Origin of the sequence: Nocardioides sp. CCNWLW216 (assembly GCF_037120545.1) — a bacterium.
Classification (GTDB): Bacteria; Actinomycetota; Actinomycetes; order Propionibacteriales; family Nocardioidaceae; genus Nocardioides; species Nocardioides lianchengensis.
Window position 1 is genome coordinate 1 of sequence record NZ_JBBBBJ010000021.1, and the last position, 19838, is coordinate 19838.

General features: G+C 73.0%; 18 protein-coding genes. 4 read left to right on the plus strand and 14 right to left on the minus strand.

Features of this window, described 5'->3' with window-relative positions; translation table 11 throughout:
* Window positions 1-90: 90 nt before the first annotated feature.
* Genes V7S47_RS25475 through yczE form a run of 11 tightly spaced genes read right to left on the minus strand, consistent with a single transcriptional unit; the run spans window position 91 to window position 12939 of the window.
* Entirely contained in the window at window positions 91-816 is a 726-nt protein-coding gene (locus V7S47_RS25475) for an FHA domain-containing protein (RefSeq protein WP_336564237.1), read from the minus strand.
* On the minus strand, window positions 813-2090 hold the full coding sequence (locus V7S47_RS25480; protein WP_336564238.1) for a vWA domain-containing protein: 1278 nt from the start codon (window positions 2088-2090) through the stop codon (window positions 813-815). The genes V7S47_RS25475 and V7S47_RS25480 overlap by 4 nt, the downstream gene beginning before the upstream one ends.
* On the minus strand, window positions 2083-3186 hold the full coding sequence (locus tag V7S47_RS25485; RefSeq protein ID WP_336564239.1) for a PP2C family serine/threonine-protein phosphatase: 1104 nt from the start codon (window positions 3184-3186) through the stop codon (window positions 2083-2085). The genes V7S47_RS25480 and V7S47_RS25485 overlap by 8 nt, the downstream gene beginning before the upstream one ends.
* Window positions 3183-5579 (minus strand): serine/threonine-protein kinase, encoded by a 2397-nt coding sequence (locus V7S47_RS25490; protein ID WP_336564240.1) that lies wholly within the window; start codon window positions 5577-5579, stop codon window positions 3183-3185. The genes V7S47_RS25485 and V7S47_RS25490 overlap by 4 nt, the downstream gene beginning before the upstream one ends.
* On the minus strand, window positions 5576-6691 hold the full coding sequence (locus tag V7S47_RS25495) for a hypothetical protein (protein ID WP_336564241.1): 1116 nt from the start codon (window positions 6689-6691) through the stop codon (window positions 5576-5578). The genes V7S47_RS25490 and V7S47_RS25495 overlap by 4 nt, the downstream gene beginning before the upstream one ends.
* Window positions 6692-6695: 4 nt before the next feature.
* Entirely contained in the window at window positions 6696-7682 is a 987-nt protein-coding gene (locus tag V7S47_RS25500; RefSeq protein ID WP_336564242.1) for a glutamate ABC transporter substrate-binding protein, read from the minus strand.
* The gene (locus tag V7S47_RS25505; protein ID WP_336564243.1) at window positions 7679-8983 is read right to left on the minus strand and encodes a hypothetical protein; all 1305 of its coding nucleotides are present in this window, start codon (window positions 8981-8983) and stop codon (window positions 7679-7681) included. Before V7S47_RS25505 ends, V7S47_RS25500 begins: the two co-directional genes overlap by 4 nt.
* A complete protein-coding gene (locus V7S47_RS25510; RefSeq protein ID WP_336564244.1) occupies window positions 8980-10506 on the minus strand; it encodes an AAA family ATPase in 1527 nt (508 codons plus the stop codon). Before V7S47_RS25510 ends, V7S47_RS25505 begins: the two co-directional genes overlap by 4 nt.
* Window positions 10503-11006, minus strand: coding sequence for a hypothetical protein (locus V7S47_RS25515; RefSeq protein ID WP_179714434.1), 504 nt, complete (start codon window positions 11004-11006; stop codon window positions 10503-10505). Before V7S47_RS25515 ends, V7S47_RS25510 begins: the two co-directional genes overlap by 4 nt.
* Before the next feature lie 8 nt (window positions 11007-11014).
* A complete protein-coding gene (locus V7S47_RS25520) occupies window positions 11015-12253 on the minus strand; it encodes a toxic anion resistance protein (protein WP_336564245.1) in 1239 nt (412 codons plus the stop codon).
* A 38-nt stretch (window positions 12254-12291) separates the two neighbouring features.
* Entirely contained in the window at window positions 12292-12939 is a 648-nt protein-coding gene (yczE, locus tag V7S47_RS25525) for a membrane protein YczE (protein WP_336564246.1), read from the minus strand.
* Between the two features lie 61 nt (window positions 12940-13000).
* Here yczE and yczR point away from each other — a divergent pair, with 61 nt between their 5' ends.
* Window positions 13001-14437, plus strand: a complete 1437-nt coding sequence (yczR, locus tag V7S47_RS25530) for a MocR-like transcription factor YczR (RefSeq protein WP_336564247.1) — start codon at window positions 13001-13003, stop codon at window positions 14435-14437.
* Window positions 14438-14542: 105 nt separating this feature from the next.
* Here yczR and serA read toward each other — a convergent pair whose 3' ends face one another.
* Window positions 14543-16129, minus strand: a complete 1587-nt coding sequence (serA, locus tag V7S47_RS25535) for a phosphoglycerate dehydrogenase (RefSeq protein WP_090853040.1) — start codon at window positions 16127-16129, stop codon at window positions 14543-14545.
* Window positions 16130-16331: 202 nt separating this feature from the next.
* Between serA and V7S47_RS25540 the strand changes: the two genes are divergently transcribed.
* Entirely contained in the window at window positions 16332-17870 is a 1539-nt protein-coding gene (locus V7S47_RS25540; RefSeq protein WP_336564248.1) for an ABC-F family ATP-binding cassette domain-containing protein, read from the plus strand.
* Here V7S47_RS25540 and V7S47_RS25545 read toward each other — a convergent pair.
* Window positions 17854-18237, minus strand: a complete 384-nt coding sequence (locus tag V7S47_RS25545) for a VOC family protein (RefSeq protein ID WP_336564249.1) — start codon at window positions 18235-18237, stop codon at window positions 17854-17856. The genes V7S47_RS25540 and V7S47_RS25545 overlap by 17 nt on opposite strands.
* 73 nt (window positions 18238-18310) lie before the next feature.
* Here V7S47_RS25545 and V7S47_RS25550 point away from each other — a divergent pair, with 73 nt between their 5' ends.
* Entirely contained in the window at window positions 18311-18844 is a 534-nt protein-coding gene (locus tag V7S47_RS25550; RefSeq protein ID WP_336564250.1) for a GNAT family N-acetyltransferase, read from the plus strand.
* Window positions 18841-19191, plus strand: coding sequence for a hypothetical protein (locus V7S47_RS25555; RefSeq protein WP_336564251.1), 351 nt, complete (start codon window positions 18841-18843; stop codon window positions 19189-19191). The genes V7S47_RS25550 and V7S47_RS25555 overlap by 4 nt, the downstream gene beginning before the upstream one ends.
* Here the strand turns inward: V7S47_RS25555 and V7S47_RS25560 are convergent.
* Window positions 19167-19340, minus strand: coding sequence for a hypothetical protein (locus V7S47_RS25560; RefSeq protein WP_336564252.1), 174 nt, complete (start codon window positions 19338-19340; stop codon window positions 19167-19169). The two genes, V7S47_RS25555 and V7S47_RS25560, sit on opposite strands and share 25 nt — an antisense overlap.
* Window positions 19341-19838: the final 498 nt, after the last annotated feature.

Below are 19838 nucleotides of genomic sequence, written 5' to 3' on the forward strand. Positions count from 1 at the left end.
AGCCCGGTGGGGGGGCGGCCGGGCCCCCCGCGCCCCCCCCGCCCCCCCCCCCCCCCCCCCCAACTTCTGCTGACTCGGCAGGGAGGGCGGTCAGAACTCGCCGGGGGTGGCCCTCCGGACGACGATGCGGGTCCAGGCACCGAGGTAGACGCGCTCGTCGGGCATCACCTCGTGCTTCTGGCCGGGCGGGACCGGGGACGTCGGGAGACCGCTGACGGTGCCGCCGACGTACGTGCCGTTGGAGGAGCCGAGGTCCTCGACGAACCAGCGGGTGCCGTCGGTCGTGAGCTGGGCGTGGCGGCGGCTGATGCCGTTGTCGGACGACAGGTCGATGTCCGGCGTGATGCCGCGGCTGCGGGAGGCCCGCCCGATGAGGATCGAGGTGGTCCGGAGCGGGACCACCAGCGGGATGCCTGGGGACGGGAGCGGGTCGGTCGACTTCTGGTCGGCGTACCAGTCGGGGTCGATCCAGACCTCGGCCACCCAGGGCTCGCCCAGGGGCGGGGCGGTGCTGGCGGGCCCCGCCGCCGGCACGTCCGGTACGACGGGCGCGGCGACCGTCGGCGTGGCCTCCTGCACGGCCGGCGGCGTGACCGGGCGGGGCATCGAGCCGGTCGTGAAGTCGTAGCCGCAGGCCTCGCAGAAGAGCGCGTTCGGCGGGTTGGCCGCCCCGCAGCTGGGGCAGGCGCCGTCGGCGGCCCCACCCGTCGCGTCCACGGCCTCGGGAGCCGAGGCCGCCGGGGCGGTGCCCATGGCCAGCCCGCAGACGTCGCAGTAGTCGGTGGCGGCCGACTCGTGGCCGGCGGGGCAGGTCACTTCTTGATCCGGGTGGTCTTGGTCGACGCGGTGTCGAGGGCCATCTCGTCGGCCTTGTCGACCGCACGCTTGAGCCGGACGGTGCCCTCCTTCTCGTCGTCGATGTCGACGACCTTGCGGAGCTTGGAGGTGGCCTCGTCGTTGCCGGTCTCGGCGGCCAGCTGGACGGCACGGCCGAGCTTTGTGGTGGCCGTCGCCTCGTCACCGCTCGCCTTGGCCTGCAGGCCCTCCTGGATCATCGCGGCCAGCTCGGTCTGCCCGGTGTAGTGGGCGACCTGCTGGTCGATGCGGGCGGTCAGCCCGGAGTCGCCGGACCAGGTGGCCTTGACCAGCCCCTGAGCCATCACCTGGTCGCCGACGGCGAGCTGCACGCGGGCCGCGAGCTGCTCCTGCCCGATCGCCTTGGCGGCGACCCGGACGGCGACGTGGTAGTCGCGGGACTCGTCGGACCAGGCGCCGGTCGGGTAGGCGCCGGTGAGCGCGTTGACCTCGGTACGGCGTGCGGTGAGGTCCTCGACCGAGGGCGAGACCTGCCGCACGAAGAGCACCTGCGAGCCCTGCGGCGCCCAGATCCGCAGCTGCGCGTCCGCGACACCTCGGGACATCGACGCCCGCATGATCTCCTCGAACTGCGCCTGCATCTGGTCGGGCGTCGGGATGATGTCGACGGTGCCGAGCAGGGCCTGCGAGATCCGTCGTACCTCGTCGACCTGCCAGTCGGTGCCGGCGCCCCGACAGTCGCACTGGAAGTAGCCGGTGGCCCGCTTGATCGCGGCGTCCAGGTTGCCGGGCTGCTCGCGGTTCTCGCCGTCGGTCAGCAGGATGGCGTGCCGCTGGGTGACCTCGGCGACCGAGGCGAAGAGGGTGCCGGCCAGGTCGAGCCAGGTGCTGATGGCGGTGCCGCCGGAGCCGTGGAAGTTCGCGATCGCCCGGCTGGCGGCCTCGCGGGAGGCGGCGTCCATCGGCACCATGCCGGGGCCGGAGGAGACCTGGGGGTAGGCCAGCATCGCGCGGTCGGAGCCGGCGATGACGGCGAAGTAGGTGCCGTCGACGATCTCGGCGAGCGCGGCCTGGGCGGCCTGCTTGGCGGCGGCCATCGTCTGCGGGCCCATCGAGCCGGACGTGTCGACGATGATGATCTCGCCGGCCGAGCCCGCGCCGGTCTGGCCCGCCGTGCCGGCGCCGGTGCAGCTGACGGTCACGATGGCGTTGACGTCGGTCCCGCCGTCGGGCAGGAACTCGTTCTGGTAGACGGCGGCGGTGAACTCAGCCATGGGACTCCTCCTGCGGCGTGGGGGTGGTGGCGGGGGCGGCTGGCTCGAACCGGGCCAGCGCGACGGTGATGTTGTCCTGCCCGCCCTGGGCGTTGGCGAAGGCCACCAGGGCCAGCGCGAGCTCGGACGGTACGACGGTGCCGGCCGCGGCGACCTGCGCGGCCAGCGCCTCCGGGGTGGAGGCGTAGTTCCACAGCCCGTCGGAGCAGACGACGACCCAGCCCGGGGCGTCGAGCTCCAGGGCCCCGAGGCGGGGCTCGATCTCGGGAGCGTCGCGACCCAGCCAGCGGGTGATGGCGTGCGCCTGCGGACCGCTCTCGGCCTCCTCGCGCGACATCCCGGCCTCGATCTGCATCTGAGCCGCGGAGTCGTCGACGCTGAGCTGGCGGCCGGGCGCGCCGTCGGGCAGCCAGTAGACCCGCGAGTCGCCGATGTTGGCGTGGGCCAGCGCGCTGCCCTCCAGCACCGCGACGGCGTACGTCGCCGACGCGGGGTTGCTCGACGCCGGGTCGGTGGTCTCGATGACCGCCTCGTTGGCGGCGACCGCCGCGTCGGTGAGCACCCTGGTGACCGCGGCCGAGCGGCCCTCGGGCGTGCCCATGCCGCGCGGCAGCGGGGTGCGCAGCGCCTCGCGCGCGGCCCGGGCGCCGGCCAGGGACCCGACGTCGGAGTCGATGGAGTTCGACACGCCGTCGAGGACGACGAGCACGGCCCGCTCCCCCGGTGTCGCCGAGGCCAGCAGCGCCATCGCGTCCTCGTTGCGGTGGTGCCGGATGCCGCGGTCACAGACGCCGGCCACCCACGGGGCCGGGTCCTCGCGGAAGTGGTCGCGCTCGCTCGGCGCCTTGGCCCCGCAGACCTCGCAGTAGCCGTCCTCGCCGACCGGCCCCTGGCAGGTCAGGCAGGTCCGCACCGGGGTCGGCGGCGGCGCCGCCGGGGTGCGGTACGTCGGCGCGCTGATCGGGGCCAGCTCGTCGATCTCGGCCGCGGTCGGGGCCGCGGGCGCAGCCCCGCCGAGTGCGGCCCCGCAGCTCTCGCAGAACCGGGCCTCCGGCGGGACCGCGGTCCCGCAGGCGGGGCAGGTGGTGGTGCTCACGTCAGCGTCCAGCTCCTCACGGCGTTCGCCTGGTTGACCAGGCTGACCCGGTCCTGGAGCAGCGGCGCCTCGCGCGCCAGTGCCCGGTACGCCGTCTCCAGGCCGGCCCGCAGGCCCGCCTCGGACGCGGCGTGCTCACCGATCTTGATCCCTGCCCGCGGGTCCTTGCCACCCGCGGTCACGACCTGCAGCGCCTCGGTGAGGATCCGCACGGTGTAGCGCTGCCGCGCGGTCGGGTCCATCGAGACCGACTCGATCGAGCGCATCGCCTGGTCGAGGACGGCCAGGTCGGAGCCGCTGCCCGCGAGCAGCACCTCGGCCCGCAGCTGCCGGCTCTCCGGGTAGCCCCGGCTGGTCTTCGGCACCATGTCGAGCGCGGCGACCGCGCCGGCGGTGTCACCGCGGCCGGCTCGGACGCGGGCCATGCCGAAGGCCGCGGGGGCGACGTACGTCGCGTCGGTGGCGGCGCAGGTCGCGTAGAGCCCCTCGGCCACCTCGGGCAGGCCGCCTCGCTCGCAGGCCACCGCGAGGGCCAGCTTGGGGGCCAGCTCGCCGGGCACCTGCTGGTAGACCGCGCTGAACGCGGACTGGGCCGCCGTCCAGTCCTCCTGCTGGAGGTAGGCCAGGCCGTCGAGCCACAGCGCACGCCAGTCCCACGGGTCGGCGGCCAGCAGCTCGGCGGCGTGCCCGTGCGCGCGGCCCGCGTCCTGGAGGTCGAGGGCCGCGTGGCCGCGGGCCAGGAAGACCTCGGCGGAGTCCTCGGGCGCCTGGGACAGGTTGGCCAGCCGCTCGGCCGGGTCGGTCGCGCCGATCGTCGCGAGGAACGCGTGCTGGGCGTCGGTGGTGTCGGGGCGCAGGTCGGGCAGGGCCGACCAGGAGAGCACCGACGTCGCCGTGGCGGGCGACTCGAAGAGCACCGACGCGGCGCTCGTCAGAGCGGTGCCCCGGGTCCGGGCGGCGACCACCTCGCGGAGCACGCCGATGAGCTGCGCGCGCAGCTCGTCGGCGGACGCGAACCGGTCGGCCGGATCGGGAGCGCAGCACTTGGCGATCAGCCAGTAGAGCGAGTCGTGCTGCTGGAACAGCGGCGTGGTCTCCGGCGGCGGCAGGGTGTGCAGGTAGGTGCCCTGGTAGCCGCGGAACTCCATGCAGAGCACGACCAGGGTCCGGCCGATCGTGTAGATGTCGGAGGCCACGCTCGGGCCGACCTCGGCCACCTCGGGCGCCTGATAGCCGACGGTGCCGTAGATCGCGGAGTCCTCGTCGTCGATGCGGCGCACGCCTCCGAGGTCGATCAGCTTCACCGCGTCGCCGACCTGGATCAGGTTGTCGGGCTTGAAGTCGCAGTAGACCAGGCCGAGGTCGTGGAGGTACTGGAAGGCGGGCAGCACCTCCAGCAGGTAGGCCAGCGCCTGGTCGACCGGCAGCGCGTCGTACAGGCCGTTGTTGGCGGTCATCCGCGCCTTGAGGATCTGCTTCAGCGACTTGCCGCCGACGTACTCCATGACGATGTAGCCGGCACCCTCGTGGGTGACGAAGTTGTAGATCTCGACGATCAGCGGGTGCTCGACCTGGGCCAGGAACTGCTGCTCGGCGATCGCGGCCGCGAGGGCGTCGGGGTCGCCGGAGTTGAGCAGGCCCTTCAGGACGACCCAGCGGTTGGAGACGTTGCGGTCCTTGGCCAGGTAGATCCAGCCGAGTCCGCCGTGGGCGATCGCGCCGACGACCTCGTACTGGCCGGCGACCAGGTCGCCCGGGTGCAGCTTGGGCGTGAACGAGAACTGCTGGCCGCACTGGGGGCAGAAGCCCTCGGTGCGCCCGGGACGGCCGTCGACGCTGCGGCCGATCTTGTTGCCGCACTTGGAGCAGGAGCGCTTGTCCTCGGGCACCTGCGGGTTCGGCTGGATCGCCTTGCTGGCGTCCACCGCCGGCGCCGGGGGTACGACGGTCAGGCCCGCGCCCAGCCGGGCGGCCCGCATCCGCTGCGACCCGCTGCGGGTACGACGGGTGCTGGACGAGCCGGTCGACTGCGCGAGCCGGGACCCGATCGCGGCCGAGCGGACGCTGGCGGCCGAGGTGGCCACCGAGACCTCGCCGACGCCCATCGGGGCGGACTCGCCACCCACCGCCGGCGCGGCCGCGACCGAGGCGGCCGGGGAGCCGCAGACGTCGCAATAGCCGTCCAGGATCTTGCCGGCGCAGCCGGGCTGGGTGCAGGGCGTGCCGTCGGCGCTCGCGGCGACCGAGGCGGCGGGGGCAGCGGCCGCTGCCGGCGCGGGCGTCGCCGTCGCCGTCGAGGCTCCTCCGGGCGCCGCGGCCATGCCGCAGACGTCGCAGTAGCCGTCCTGGATGGTGCCGGTGCAGCCCGGCTGGGTGCACTGCTGGGTGCTCATGCGTTCTCCTTGGTGAGGAGCTGGTCGAGCCAGGTGGAGTAGGTGCCGACGAGGGAGCGGGCGACCGGGACGGGGACCGGCTCGCGGGCCAGCACGTCGCGGGCTTGCCGCTCGCTGGCGGCCAGGTCGGGCTGGTCGGCGATGGCGTGGGCGGCCGCCTTGGCCCGGAGGGCGTCGAGCAGGTCGACCAGCTGGGAGAGCTCGGCCAGCGCGCCGGCGTACTTCTCCTCGACGAGGGCGAAGGCCTGCTCGACACGGTGGAGCTTGGCGACGTGGGCCTCGATCGCCTCGGCGGTGTTGGGGACGGCACCGAGGTTCGACACGTCGGGTACGGCGTAGCGCGGCGCGGGGTCGACCTTGGCCACGCAGCGCTCGGCGAGGGTGCGCAGCGCGGTCTCGCGGGTCTCCAGGTCGGCCTGCAGTTCGCGGGCGTCCTCGAGAAGCTCGCGGGCCTCGCGGCGCCGGGCGTTGCCGACGATCAGGTCGCGCTCGAAGGTGGCCGCCTCCTGCTCCAGCGGGCCGAGCAGGCCCCCGACGTCGGCGCCGCGCTGGGCGCGGGCGGTGACGTCCTGGAGCCGGGCCATCAGCCCGGCCAGCCGGTCGACCGCGGCGTCGCGGCCGAGGGCGGGCTCGAGTCCGACCTGGTCGCGCAGCCGCTCCAGCTGGGCGCGCAACTCCTTGATCCGCGCGGCCGCCGCGTCGGCGCCGGGGGCCAGCGAGAGTGCCGCGCGCAGCTGGCTGACCAGGGCGTCGGAGAGCCGGCAGGCCTCCGGCAGCGAGGTGCCGCCCGATCCGCCGCCGACGGTGGAGTCGAGCCGGCCCCAGATGAGCGCGGTGATCCGCTCCCGCTCCTGCTGGCCGACCCGGCCGCCGTCCCAGGTGGCCCACATCAGCTGCCAGCGGTCCGAGACCGCCTTCCACATCGACAGCGCGAGCGCCATGTCGGAGGCCACCTCGGCCCCGCGTTGCGAGGCGAGCGCCGCCGCGTCGAGCTCGTCGAGCTCGGCCTTGCGGCCGCGCACCCACTCGTCGAGGGCGTGCAGGTAGGCCTGCAGCGCCGCCGGCTCCGGAGCGGAGCCGAGCGGGCCGGGTGGGGTGGGGGCGGTGCTCATGCGGTCATCGAGCCCACGGGTTCTGCCCGTACCGCGGTTCGGGCTGGACACCGGGCACGCCGAGAGGACCCTGCAGCCACTTCTTGTACGACCCCTGCCACCGACCGTCGCGCCGCATGTCCTCCAGCGTCTTGTTGATCAACCGGACCAGGTCCACGTCATCGCTGTTGGCCGCGATGCCGTAGGGCTCTGAGGTGAGGAACTCGGTCTTCAACACGGTCGCGTACGGATCCTGCGCCGCCAGACCGGCTAGCACGGTGTCATCGGTGCTGACGCCATCGGCCTCGCCATTCTGGAAGAGGATCATGCACGCGGAGTTGTCGGTCGAGCTGACCGGGATCGCGTCCGGCTGGATCTTCCGGATGTTGTCGATGCTGGTCGTTCCGGCCGGCGCGCAGATGCGCTTGCCTGCGAGGTCCTCGATGCTCTCGATCCCAGTGTCCTTGCCGACCAGGACCTTCTGGCCGGCGTCGTAGTAGATCTGCGAGAAAGCGACGTCCTGCCACCGGTCGCAGTTGACGGTCATGTTGCGCGAGACGATGTCGATCGGGTGATCCCCGTCCTGCAACAACCGGATCCGATCAGCGGCGGTGATCACCTTCAGCTCGACGCGGTTGGCCACGATGCGCTCAGGGCTCTCGTCGGGCCAGATCGACTGAGCGATCGCGTTGACCATGTCGATGTCGAAGCCCTCGACGACACCGGTCCCGCCGCTGCGAGCACCCAGTAGGTAGGTGTCCGCGGCGACGCCCGCGATGAGTCGTCCCCGGTCGCGGATACGCCGGACGGCCGTACCGTCGAGCGTGCCGTCACCTGGGTCGTAGGAGATCAGCTCCCGGCCGTCGTTCTCGCACTCCTCGTTGTCGTCGGACGGGTTCGGCCCGGCGGCAGCAGCAGCAGACTCATCCGGTTCCGGGACCACGGTCGCGTCGTACCCGCCGCAGCCGGCGAGCAGGACTCCAGCCAGGGTCAGTGCCGCGAGGCGCCTCATGCGTACTCCCTTCGTCGGGTGCCGATACCTCGGCTGGCGGCGAAGGCCGCGAGCAGGGCACCGACCCCGGTCAGCACGATCAGCACGACCGAGAACGCCCCGCCGGCCCGGAAGCCGTCAGCTGCGGCCTGACCGTCGGTCTCGGCTTCGAGGGCCGCGCTGCCGTCGACGGCGTCCAGCAGCTCGGTGGGCGCACCCGCGTCGGGCGACGTCGCGAGCGCGACAGCCGCGTTCCAGTCGCCCGCGTCGTCGGCCTCGCGGATCTTCTGGTGCTGGGCGGCGTAGACCTCCCACTGTTCGAGGGTCAGGCCGTCGGCGTTGTCCTCGACGATGGACGCCTGGTCCTCCCAGCCACCCTTGCGGGTCTCGTAGCTTGCGCCAGCGCCCCGGTTGACCAGCCCCAGGCTCTCGATCGCCTTGGCGTTGTTGGCCGCGGTCCGGGTCGTCGCCGCTTCGACGGCCGACCGGTAGCGCCCGGCCTGGATGCCCTCGTTGCCGTTGTGCTCGGCCTGGGCGTGCCAGGCGGTGGCGATGGTGACGCCGGCGACCAGAACGGCCGCGAGGACCAGGCCGACGTTGTAGCGGCGGTGGAAGCGCCGGGCGATCTGCTGGTTGACCGCGAGCAGCACCGCCAGCGCGACGATGCCGGCGAGCAGGATCCACAGCGGGCTCTGGCCGTCCATCTCGTCGACGGCGCGCTCGGCGTTGGCGTCGACCAGCGCCTGGGTGATCGGGAGTGCGTCGGCGCGCAGCCCGTTGCCGGCGTCGTTGAGGTAGGCGATGCCGATCGGGAACTGCTGGCGGTTGTAGTCGCGGGCCTGCGCCACCGAGGTGGTGTACGACGAGACCGCCGCGTTCAGGTCGGCCAGCACCTCGCGGTCGGCGGGCTGGGCCTCGGCCGCGTCCGCGACGAGCCGCAGGACGGTGTCGATCGAGTCGTCGTACTCGGCCCGCGCGTCCGCGGGCTCGAGGCCGCCGACGAGGTAGGAGTTGGTGGCGATCGCGTCGGCCCGCAGCAGCTCCGACTGGATCTGCTGGACCCGCACGACCTGCTCGGTGTTGTCGGCGGCGCGGCCGTTGGCCTGCCAGCCGAGGACCTGCAGCACGGCGGCGACGACGCCGAAGACCACCAGCACCGCGACCGCGATGACCTGGAGGCTGTTGAGGACGCTGGGGACGTCCTCGGCGAGGTCGCGGCCGGCGGCTGCGGGTGCCGGGGCCGCGGGCGCCGCGGGCGTCGCCGGGACGACCGCCGTCGTCGGGGAAGGGGTCGGGGCGGGGGCTCCCGCGGTCTGGGTCACGCCGTCTCCTCCTGCTCAGGCGTTCCGGTCTCTTCCCCGCCGTCGAACGGGTCAACCACGCCGGCGTCCGTGGGCTGGACCGGCGGGTCGAGCGGCTCGACCTCCAGGTCGTCGGCCACGAGGGTGCGCAGCTGCTCCAGGGTCGGCTGCTCGATCTCGCGCAGCCGCCACGCGTGCCGGCCGATCGCCGCCTCCAGCAGGTTGCGGACGTAGCGGGCGTTGCCGAAGGTCGGGCCACGCTGGACCAGCGCGAGGATCTCGGCGAGCCGGGCCAGGACCGCGTCGTCGACGTCGTACTCGGCGGAGCGGGTCATCACCCCGAAGATGTCGGCGAGCTCGTCGTCGGTGTAGTCGGCGAAGTCGATGGTGGTGCGGAAGCGGCTCGCGAGGCCGGGGTTCTGGGCGACGAAGACCTCCATCGGCTGGGGGTAGCCGGCGACGATGACCACCAGGTCGTCGCGCTTGTCCTCCATCTCCTTGACCAGGGTGTCGACGGCCTCCTGGCCGTACTGGTCGCCGGCGAGCGAGTAGGCCTCGTCGATGAACAGCACGCCGCCCTCGGCCGACTTCACGACCTCGGCGGTCTTCATCGCGGTCTGGCCGAGGTAGCCCGCGACCAGCTCGGAGCGGTCGACCTCGACGAGCTGGCCCTTCGAGAGCAGGCCGAGCGCGCGGTAGATCCCGGCGACCAGCCGGGCCACGGTGGTCTTGCCGGTGCCGGGGTTGCCGTTGAAGATCATGTGGCGGGTGATGGTCGGCGCCTTCAGCCCGGCCTGCTGGCGCAGCCCCTCGACGCGCAGCACCGCCGCCTGCCGGTGGATCTCGGCCTTCACGTCGGCGAGCCCGACCAGCTCGTCGAGCTCGGCCAGCAGCTCCTCGACGGTCTTGGGGTCCTCCTCCGGCTCCGGCTCGTGCTCCTCGGCCGGCGGGGCCGGCTCCGCGGGCGCGGCCTGGACGGGGTCCGGCGTCGCCTGCGCGGGTGTCGCCGGGGTCTGGAGCCCCGAGAGGTCGAGCGAGCCGGCGAGCTTCTGCTGGATGGTGCCGAGCTGGCTGAGCAGGCTGCGGGTGATCTCGTCGCCGACGTCGGGCACCGGCTGACGCTCGATGATCGGGGCCGGGCCACCGCCGGACTCCCCCAGCTGGGCGGCGGCCGCGCCGGCGGCGTTGCCGACGGTGCGCGGGTTCTCCTCGCCGAGCGAGGTGGCGGCGAACGCGACGTCCGCCAACGCCTGGGCGTACGACGGCGCGTGCGCCGAGCGGGTCAGCTGGAGCTGGCCCATGGTCGGTGTGGGGGCCACCCGGTAGCGCCGGCCGCGGGAGGCCGCGTCCATGAACGCGTCAGCCGAGGCGGGCCGGCCGGTCTGGGCCGACCAGTCGACGAAGGCGCCCTTGGCGGCCTCGGCGACGGTGGCGGCCAGCGCCTCCCCCTCGGCCCGGGCGGTGTCGGCGTCGATCCCGGCGGTGGCGGCGGCCTCGGCCAGGGCGGCGAGGGCGTCGGACAGGGACTTCGTGGAGGACGTCATGTGGGTGATCCCAGCGTCATGTCGGTGCCGGTCGACGGCCCGAACTTGGCCTGCAGGAACATGCCGTGCGCGACGAGCGCCTGGGCGTCGGCGCGGTTGGCGGCGTCGAGGATCTTGTCCATCGTCGAGGCCAGCAGCTCCAGCTGGTCGACCAGGACCATCAGCGACGTCTTGTAGCCGTCGATCGGCCGGGTGTCGGCCCAGTCCCGGGGCAGCCGGAGGTAGCCGCCGACGGCCTCGGGCAGGTAGTCGGTCGCGGTCGCCACCACCGAGTAGCTGTCGGCCGAGCCGGCGCCGAGGTGGCGCAGGCGCGGCAGCGTGTCGTTGATGGTCCGCGCGATCCGTCGTACCCGGGAGGTGACGACGGGCGGGGCGTTGCCCTCGACGAGCATCGCGTTGACCCGGTTGAGCGAGGCCAGGATGTCCTGCTCCGTCGGCGGCGAGGGTACGACGTGCGCCGGCTCCTCCTTGCGGCGGCCGAACCACGACCGGATGCCCATCCGGTGCCTCAGCGGGTGGGCAGCGAGGAGAGGTCGAGCGAGCCCGCGGCGTTGCGGGCGTCGTGGGCCTGGACGCGGTCGAGGTAGGCCTTCGACTTGTCGACCTCGTTGCCGAGGACGCCGATCGTCTGGGCCATCGAGTCGAGCGCCTTCAGCTTGAACTCGTCGATGGAGTCCATCGTCGCGTAGATGTTCTGGAAGGCCGCCTGCAGCTGCTCGATGCCGATCGTCGAGGACGCCGCCTGCTCCTGGATGGCCGCGGAGTTCTCGCGGAGCATCTCGGAGGTGCGCTGGATCATCCCGGAGGTGGTCGTGTTCAGCGCGCTGATCTGGTCGAGGACCAGCTTCTGGTTGCCGAGCGCCTGGGCCACGATCACGGCCGTGCGCAGCGCCGAGATGGTGGTCGTGGAGGCGCGGTCGACACCCTTGATGAGCTCGATGTTGTTCTTGATGATGATGTCGATCGCCAGATAGCTCTGGATCGACACCGCCAGCTGGGTCAGCAGGTCCTGGTGCTTCTGGCGGACGTAGAACAGCACGTCCTGGCTGAGCGCCTTGGCGGCCTCGGGGTCGGAGAGCTCGAGCTCGGCGATCCGCGCCGAGAGCTTCGCGTCGAGGCGCTCGGCGACGTAGACGTACTGGTTGAGCCGGCCCATGGTCGCCCACAGGTTGGCCTTCTCCAGGTTGAGCGCGACGTTGTCCTTGGTCAGCTCGTCCTGGCCGTTGCGCAGGCTGTGCAGGATGCCGTTGAGCTGGCTCTGCGCCGACTGGTACTTGCGGAAGTAGTCGGTGATCTTGTCGCCGAAGGGCAGGAAGCCGAGCAGCTTCTTGGAGCCGGTGGCCTCGGACGGGTCCAGGTCCTCGACCGTACGGCGCAGCTCCAGCAGCGTCTTGCCGACCTCGGACCCCTGGGCGATGCCGCCCTCCTTCAGAGCACGCACCGGCTGCTCGAGCATCCGGTTGGAGGTCTCGGCCGCCTTGCGGATGTCGGCGTCGCCCATGGTGCGCACGCTCTCGGCCTGGGCGGCGAACTCGGGGCTGCCGGCCTGGGCCGTGCCGAGCGCGGCGAGGAACGACTCGACCTTCGCGTCGAGCTCCGGGAGCGCCTCCGCGGAGACCTGCGGGGCCATCTTGGGCGCCGCGGTCGTGGTGACCGGGGCGGGCGCCTCGGGCGCGGTCAGGGTGAGCACCGGCTCCGGCGGTGCGAGCGGTGCGACGGCGGCCTCGCCCTGCTGTCCCTCAGACATGTCTTAGTCCCCTCCCGGATCGTGGTGCCGGAAGTCTGTCATGCCTCCGGGTGAGGCGGGAGGATGGCAACCGTGCAGATCGGCAGCAGGGTCTGGGTGAGCGGGCCGATGGCGAGCGCGAACAGCACCGTGCCGAGGCCGAGCGAGCCACCGAGGGCGATCCCGAGCACGATCATCGTGACCTCGAGGCTGGTCCGGACCAGGCGGATCGAGCGGCCGGTACGGCGGTGCAGCCCGGTCATCAGCCCGTCGCGCGGACCCCGCCCGAACTGCGCCCCGATGTAGAGCGCGGTCGCCAGCGCGCAGAGCAGGATCCCGCCGACCATCAGGCCGATCCGGGCCGGCCACGAGGTCGCGTCCCCGAGGACCGCCAGCGTCGCGTCGGCCGAGAGCCCGACGATCAGCGCGTTCGAGATGGTGGCCAACCCCGGCTTCTCGCGCAGCGGGATCCACAGCAGCAGCACCACGAAGCTGACACCGATGACGGCCTGGCCCAGGGTGATCGGCAGGTGGCTCGCCAGCCCGGACTCCATCACGCTCCACGGGGCGAGACCCAGGTCGCTGCGGACCATCATCGCGAGGCTGACGCCGTAGAGGACGAGACCGACGTAGAGCTGCGGGAGGCGACGGGCCAGCCGGCCGGCACGCAGCTGCGTGACGGGGCCGAGGTCGACGAGCGTGGACATGGCTCCAGTCTGCGGTGGATTGGACTGGTTCTGAATAGCCAATTCTGGGACAGTGGTCTGCATGTCCGCCTCGATCTCCGCCGCCCGCGTCGCCACCCTCGTCGGCGACTTCGACCGCGGCCCGGCGTACGCCGGTCTCGCCGACGCGCTCGTCCTCCTCGTGGGCGACGGGCGGATCGGCCTCGACGTACGGCTGCCGAGCGAGCGCGAGCTCACCGACGCGCTGGGCGTCTCGCGGACCACCGTGACCCGGGCCTACGCCGTGCTCCGCGACAGCGGGTACGCCGAGGCGCGCCAGGGCGCCGGCACCTTCACCCGGGTGCCGGGCGGACGGCAGCGGGTGCACGACAAGGCGCTGATGCCGTGGCCGGACACCGACCGCGACACCGTCGACCTGACCTGCGCCTCGGCCACCGCTCCCCCGGGCCTGGCCGCGGCGTACGTCGACGCGGTGGCCGCGCTCCCGGCCCACCTCGGCGGGCACGGCTACTTCCCCACCGGCCTGCCCGAGCTGCAGGCCGCCATCGCCCGGCGGTACGACGAGCGCGGCCTCCCGACCGACCCCGGCCAGGTCATCGTCACCGCGGGCGCGCTCGCGGCGACCGCGATCGCGGTCCGCGCCCTGGCCGGCCCGGGCGACCGGGCCGTGGTCGACACCCCGGTCTATCCGAACGCCTCCGAGTCGGTCCGGCTCACCGGCGCCCGGCTCGTGGGCGCCGAGGTCGACCCGGACCGGTGGGACGTCTCGGCGCTGACCGCCGCCGTGCGGCAGGCCGCCCCGACCGTGGCCTACCTGATCCCCGACTTCCAGAACCCGACCGGGCACCTGATGAGCGACGATCAGCGCGAGGAGTGCGCGGCCGCGCTGCGCCGGGCCCGGACCGTCGCGATCGTCGACGAGTCGCTGCAGGCGCTGGCCCTGGACGGACAGGAGATGCCGCGGCCGTTCGCGTCGTACTCCGCGGACGCGGTGACGGTCGGCTCGGCCAGCAAGGCGTTCTGGGGCGGGCTCCGGCTCGGCTGGATCCGGGCGCCGCACGCCCTCATGGACCGGCTCACCCGGGCCCGGCTCGCCCTCGACCTGGGCGCGCCGGTCCTCGAGCAGCTGGTGCTGGCCCGCCTGCTCGAGCAGGCCCCGGCGCTGCCCGAGCACGTCGTACGGCTCCGCGAGCAGCGGGACGCGCTGATGGCCGCGGTCAGCGACGAGCTCCCCGACTGGCGCTTCCGCCGGCCCGGTGGCGGACTGTCGCTGTGGTGCGAGCTGCCGACACCGCGGGCGACCGCGCTGGCCGTCGAGGCCGAGACCCGCGGCGTCCCGCTCGCGCCCGGGCCGGTGTTCTCGCTCGACGGCGGGCTCGACCGCTACGTGCGGATCCCCTGGGGCCGTCCGCCCGCCGAGCTGCAGGACGCCGTACGACGGCTCGCCGCGGCGTGGGCGGTCGTCCAGGAACGACCGCACCCGCCCGGCCGTACGGCCGGGCGGGTGCTGGTTGCATAAGCGGACCGCGAGAGCAGATCAGGTCTCGACACGGCGGTCGCGACTTCGTTCCTCAGTCGCGCGCCTCGCTCGATCTCGATCAGCGGGTCCGCTGGCGCGTCCCCGCTATACGAGGTTGACCGCGCGCACCGAGGCGGCGTCGATGGCCGACTGGATCTCGCCGAGCACGTCGGCGGGGATCGCGGTGTCGACCGACAGCGCGACCAGCGCCTGGCCGCCCTTGGCGTCGCGCGCGACCTGCATGCCGGCGATGTTGACCTGGGCGTCGCCGAGGATCTGGCCGACGGTGCCGACCATGCCGGGCCGGTCGCTGTAGGTCAGGAAGGCGAGGTGGTCGGTCGGCTCCAGGTCGACGTCGAAGCCGTTGATCTCGACCAGCCGCTCGCGCTGGCCGATGCCGACGAGCGTGCCGCTGACGGAGACCTGCGAGCCGTCGGCGAGGGTGCCGCGGAGCGTGATCAGGTTGCGGTACTCGGGGCTCTCCGCCTCGGTGACCAGGCGCACTGCGGTGCCGCGCTCGGCCGCGAGCAGCGGCGCGTTCACGTAGGAGACCTGCTCCTCGACGATGTCGCTGAACACGCCCTTCAGCGCGGCCAGCTCGAGCACCTTGACGTCGAAGTCGGTGATCTCGCCGCGCACCTCGACGTCGAGCTGCTGGGCGACCTCGCCGGCCAGGCCGGTGAAGACCCGGCCGAGCTTCTCCGTGAGCGGGATGCCGGGCCGCACGTCCTCGGCGATTACGCCGCCCTGGACGTTGACCGCGTCGGGGACCAGCTCGCCGGAGAGCGCGAGGCGCACCGACTTGGCGACGGCGATGCCGGCCTTCTCCTGGGCCTCGTCGGTGGAGGCGCCGAGGTGGGGCGTGGCGACGACGTTCTCGAGCTCGAAGAGCGGGCTGTCGGTGCAGGGCTCCTTGGCGAACACGTCGAGGCCGGCGGCGGCGATGCTGCCGGTCTTGAGCGCGTCGTACAGGGCCGCCTCGTCGACGATGCCGCCGCGCGCGGCGTTGACCAGGACCAGGCTGGTCTTGGCCTTCGCGAGCTGCTCGGCACCGATCAGGCCGACCGTCTCGGGGGTCTTGGGGAGGTGGACCGACATGAAGTCGGACTCGGCCAGCAGGGTGTCGAGGTCGACGAGCCGGACGCCCATCTGGGCGGCGCGGCCGGCCTGGACGTAGGGGTCGTAGGCGATGACCTTCATGCCGAAGGCCGAGAGGCGCTGGGCCACGAGGACGCCGATCCGGCCGAGGCCGACGATGCCGACGGTCTTCTCGTAGAGCTCGATGCCGGTGTACTTCGAGCGCTTCCACTCGCCGTTCTTCAGCGCGGCGTGGGCCGGCGAGACGTGGCGGGCGGCGGCGAGCATCAGCGCGACGGCGAGCTCGGCCGCGGAGACGATGTTGGAGGTCGGGGCGTTCACGACCATCACGCCGGACTGGGTCGCGGCCTTCACGTCGACGTTGTCGAGGCCCACGCCGGCACGGGCGACGACCTTCAGCTTCTTCGCGGCCGCCAGGGCCTCGGCGTCCACCTTGGTGGCGGAGCGGACCAGGATCGCGTCGACGTCGGCGATCGCCGGGATCAGCTCGGCACGGTCGGCGCCGTTGCAGTTCCGGATCTCGAAGTCCGGGCCGAGCGCCTCGACGGTGGCGGGGCTCAGCTCTTCGGCGATGAGTACGACGGGCTTGCTCACAGCGGATGTCCTCAACAGGTCGATCGTTCTGGGTGCGGTGGTGCACGACGCTGTGCCGATCGCCACAGTACCCGAGATATTCGGTGGCACTGGAATCGTCCACGGCCCTACCGTGGACGCCGTCCCACCCCCTCCCGCAGGCAGGTCGCGTTGCTCCTCTGAGGTCGTCCACCCCCTTCGACACCTCATCAAGGAGACCCCTGTGCCCAGCGCACCCATCAGCCTGTCCGCCGTCGGCTTCACCTGGCCCGACGGCACCCCCGTCCTCTCCGACCTGGACCTCCTCGTCCCCGCCGGCCGCGCCGGCCTGGTGGGCGTCAACGGGTCCGGCAAGTCCACCGTGCTGAAGCTCGTCGCCGGGACGCTCTCCCCCGCGACCGGCCACGTGAAGGTCGCCGGCGAGGTCGGCTACCTGCCCCAGGACCTGACCCTCGATGTCGCCCAGCCGGTCGACGAGTTCCTCGGCGTCGCCGCCGTACGCCGGGCCCTGCGGGCGATCGAGACCGGCTCCACCGACCCCGCTCTCTACGACACGGTCGGCGACGACTGGGACGTCGAGGAGCGGGTCGTCGCCGAGCTCGAGCGGCTCGGTCTGCCCGGCGCACTGCTGGACCGGCGGATCGGCGAGGTGTCCGGCGGCGAGGCCACCCGGCTCGGGCTGGCCCGGCTGCTGGTCCGCCGTCCCGACGTCCTGCTGCTCGACGAGCCGACCAACAACCTGGACCGCCCCGCCCGGGAGCGCCTGTACGACGTCGTCGCGTCCTGGCCGCGCACGCTGCTGGTGGTCAGCCACGACCGCGAGCTGCTGGAGCGGGTCGACCGGATCGGCGACCTGCGCGGCGGGTCCGTGCGCTGGTACGGCGGCGGCTTCTCGTCGTACCTCGCCCAGGTGACGGCCGAGCAGGACGCCGCCGAGCAGGCGGTGAGCGCGGCCCGGAGCGACCTGCGCCGGCAGCGCTCGGACCGCGTCGAGGCGGAGCGGGTGCTCGCGCAGCGGCGACGCCAGGGCCGGCAGGCACAGCTGGCCGGCGGACTGCCGAAGATCCTGGCCGGCAAGCGGAAGAACGCGGCCGAGCAGTCGGCGGCGAAGTACCGGCGCGTGCACGAGGAGCGCCTCGACGCCGCTCGCGAGCGCCTCGACGACGCCGAGTCCCGGCTGCGTGAGGACCGGGCGATCCGGGTCGACCTGCCCGGCACCGAGGTGCCCCGCGGGCGGGTCGTGCTGGCCGGCGGGGCGCTCGAGGTCAGCGGCCCGGACCGGGTGGGCGTGGTCGGCCCGAACGGCTCCGGCAAGACCACCCTGCTGGAGGGGCTGGTCGCGCACGCGCAGGTGCCGGTCGCGCTGCTCGGCCAGCGGCTGGACCTGCTCGACGACGACCTGTCGGTCGCGGCGAACGTGTCGCTGCGCGCTCCCGGCGCCGATCGCACCGAGGTGCGCTCGCGGCTCGCGCGCTTCCTCTTCCGCGGTCGCGCCGCCGACAAGCCCGTGGGCGCGCTCTCCGGCGGCGAGCGGTTCCGCGCGACGCTGGCAGCCCTGCTGCTGGCCGACCCCGCACCCCAACTGCTGCTCCTCGACGAGCCGACCAACAACCTCGACTTCGCGTCGTACGACGCCCTGGTCTCGGCGCTCGACTCCTACCGTGGCGCGCTGGTGGTGGTCAGCCACGACCCGGTGTTCCTGGAGGAGATCGGGGTGGAGCGGGTGCTCGACCTCGGCGGGGAGGTCAGTCCCGGGCAATGACCGAGAGGACGTTGCCAGACGGGTCGGTGAACCACGCGATCAGCGGTCCACCCCCGCGGAAGACGCCCTTCGCGTCGGTCTCGGTCGGGGTGCCCTCGTAGCGCTCGAACGCGATCCCCCGCGCGGTCAGCTCATCGACCGTGGCCTCGACGTCCGCGACCGGGAAGTTGAGGATCGTGTACGACGCCGGCACGTGGTCGGGCTTGGGGTAGACGATCGTCGGCGGGCCCTCACCGAGGTGCAGGCGGATGATCCCGCTCATCTCGGCGTCGGTGACCCGCACGCCGAGCACGTCGGCGTAGAAGGCTCGGGCGACCTCGGTGTCGTGGACGGCGAACCCGTGGAACGCCTCGGCTGGATCGAGCATGTCGTGCTCCCTTCGTCAGGGGTGCGGACTTAATCGGGTGACCGGATTCATCGGTCGCTGAGAAGGTGGGGCGGTGCACCTCGAGACCGACCGGCTGCTGATCCGGCCCTGGACCCACGACGACGCCGACGTCGAGCGGCTGCTCGACATCCAGAGCCGGCTCGAGGTGGTCAAGTGGCTCGGCGACGGCGAGCCGGTGCTGATGCAGGACCTCGACGAGGCGCACGCGAAGGTGGACCGCTACACCGAGCGCTCGGCGGCCCCGCCGTACGGCTTCTGGGCGGCGGAGGTCCGCGCGACCGGCGTCGTCGCGGGCTCGGTGATCCTCCTGCCGCTGCCGAACAACGAGAACGGCGAGGTCGAGATCGGCTGGCACCTGCACCCCGACTCGTGGGGCCACGGCTACGCCAGCGAAGCCGCCCGCGCGATCCTCGGCCACGGCTTCGCCGCCGGGCTGCCCGAGATCCTCGCCGTGTCACACACGGACAACTACCCCTCGCAGGCGGTGATGCGGCGGATCGGCATGACCGACCGTGGCGTCGTCGAGCAGTGGTACGAGGGGCCGTCCGCCCTCTTCGGCATCACCGCCGCGGAGTGGCGCGCGTGAGCTCCTCCTGGCTCTTCGCCACCGGCGACTCGGCCGACCGGGTGGAGCCGATGGGCACCCCGGTCCGCGTCGTCGCCCTCCCCGACGGCCGCCTCGGCTTCGCCACCCGCTGGTCCGGCGAGCTGTGCCGCCGCGTCGGCGACGGCACCACCGTCACCCTCCAACCACCGACCGGCCCCGCCGACCTGGTCACCGGCACCGCCACCGTCGCCCGCTCCGGCCGCTGGTACGACGAGGTCCGTGGCCGACTCCGATCCACCGGCGGACCGCTCGATCGGTGGCGGCTGCGTCGTACGGACGCGGTGGTGCTGGTCGAGCCCGGTCAGTCCAGCATCGACAGCACGTGACGCGCATGATCCTCGGTACGACCGGCGGAAATGCGGTCGAAGCCGCGATTGCCGGGTAGCAGGATCACCATCCAGAAGGCGGCCAGGACGCGTCGATGCTCGTCGAGCCGCGCCTGCTGGTCCCGGGTGAGGGGGACGCCCGCGAGCAAGCGCTCGACATCGAGGAGCCGGCGCAGCCGGGACGAGGCGTGCTCGACGAGGTCGGCGAGCTCGTCGGTCAGGTCGGAGACGCCGAAGTCCCCGCAGTCGACGAACCGGCAGCGACGTCCGTCCCACAGGAGGTTGGCCGGGTTGCCGTCACCCCGGACAGGACCTCGTCGACGACCAGGTCGTGCTCGCGCTCACCCTCGACCAGCCGCGAGCCAGTTGCAGTGCCGCCCCACCATCTGACCAAATCACGACGCGCTTGCACACCACGTCGCCTTCGATGACCAACCGGTGGGTGTGCACGTCCCAGTGTGCGCGCCCGTGGCCCTGAAGGCCGATGGCGATCAGGGCTGCGGGGTGGTGGTGCCGGTGTGGTCGCGAACAAAGGTGAGTCCGTTCGGACTTCGCCAGACGAACGTGGTCTCGTCGATCTTGTCGTAGCGCCAGCGGGTGTGGGTCTTGGCGCGGTGATGTCGTCGGCAGAGTGGGGCGATGTTGCA

Coding starts and splice junctions, on each gene's coding strand:
- V7S47_RS25480 (WP_336564238.1), bottom strand. CDS start 2,090: ATGGCTGAGTTCACCGCCGCCGTCTACCAGAACGAGTTCCTGCCCGAC.
- yczE (WP_336564246.1), bottom strand. CDS start 12,939: ATGTCCACGCTCGTCGACCTCGGCCCCGTCACGCAGCTGCGTGCCGGC.
- V7S47_RS25490 (WP_336564240.1), bottom strand. CDS start 5,579: ATGAGCACCCAGCAGTGCACCCAGCCGGGCTGCACCGGCACCATCCAG.
- V7S47_RS25510 (WP_336564244.1), bottom strand. CDS start 10,506: ATGACGTCCTCCACGAAGTCCCTGTCCGACGCCCTCGCCGCCCTGGCC.
- yczR (WP_336564247.1), top strand. CDS start 13,001: ATGTCCGCCTCGATCTCCGCCGCCCGCGTCGCCACCCTCGTCGGCGAC.
- V7S47_RS25500 (WP_336564242.1), bottom strand. CDS start 7,682: ATGAGGCGCCTCGCGGCACTGACCCTGGCTGGAGTCCTGCTCGCCGGC.
- V7S47_RS25545 (WP_336564249.1), bottom strand. CDS start 18,237: ATGCTCGATCCAGCCGAGGCGTTCCACGGGTTCGCCGTCCACGACACC.
- V7S47_RS25520 (WP_336564245.1), bottom strand. CDS start 12,253: ATGTCTGAGGGACAGCAGGGCGAGGCCGCCGTCGCACCGCTCGCACCG.
- V7S47_RS25515 (WP_179714434.1), bottom strand. CDS start 11,006: ATGGGCATCCGGTCGTGGTTCGGCCGCCGCAAGGAGGAGCCGGCGCAC.
- V7S47_RS25495 (WP_336564241.1), bottom strand. CDS start 6,691: ATGAGCACCGCCCCCACCCCACCCGGCCCGCTCGGCTCCGCTCCGGAG.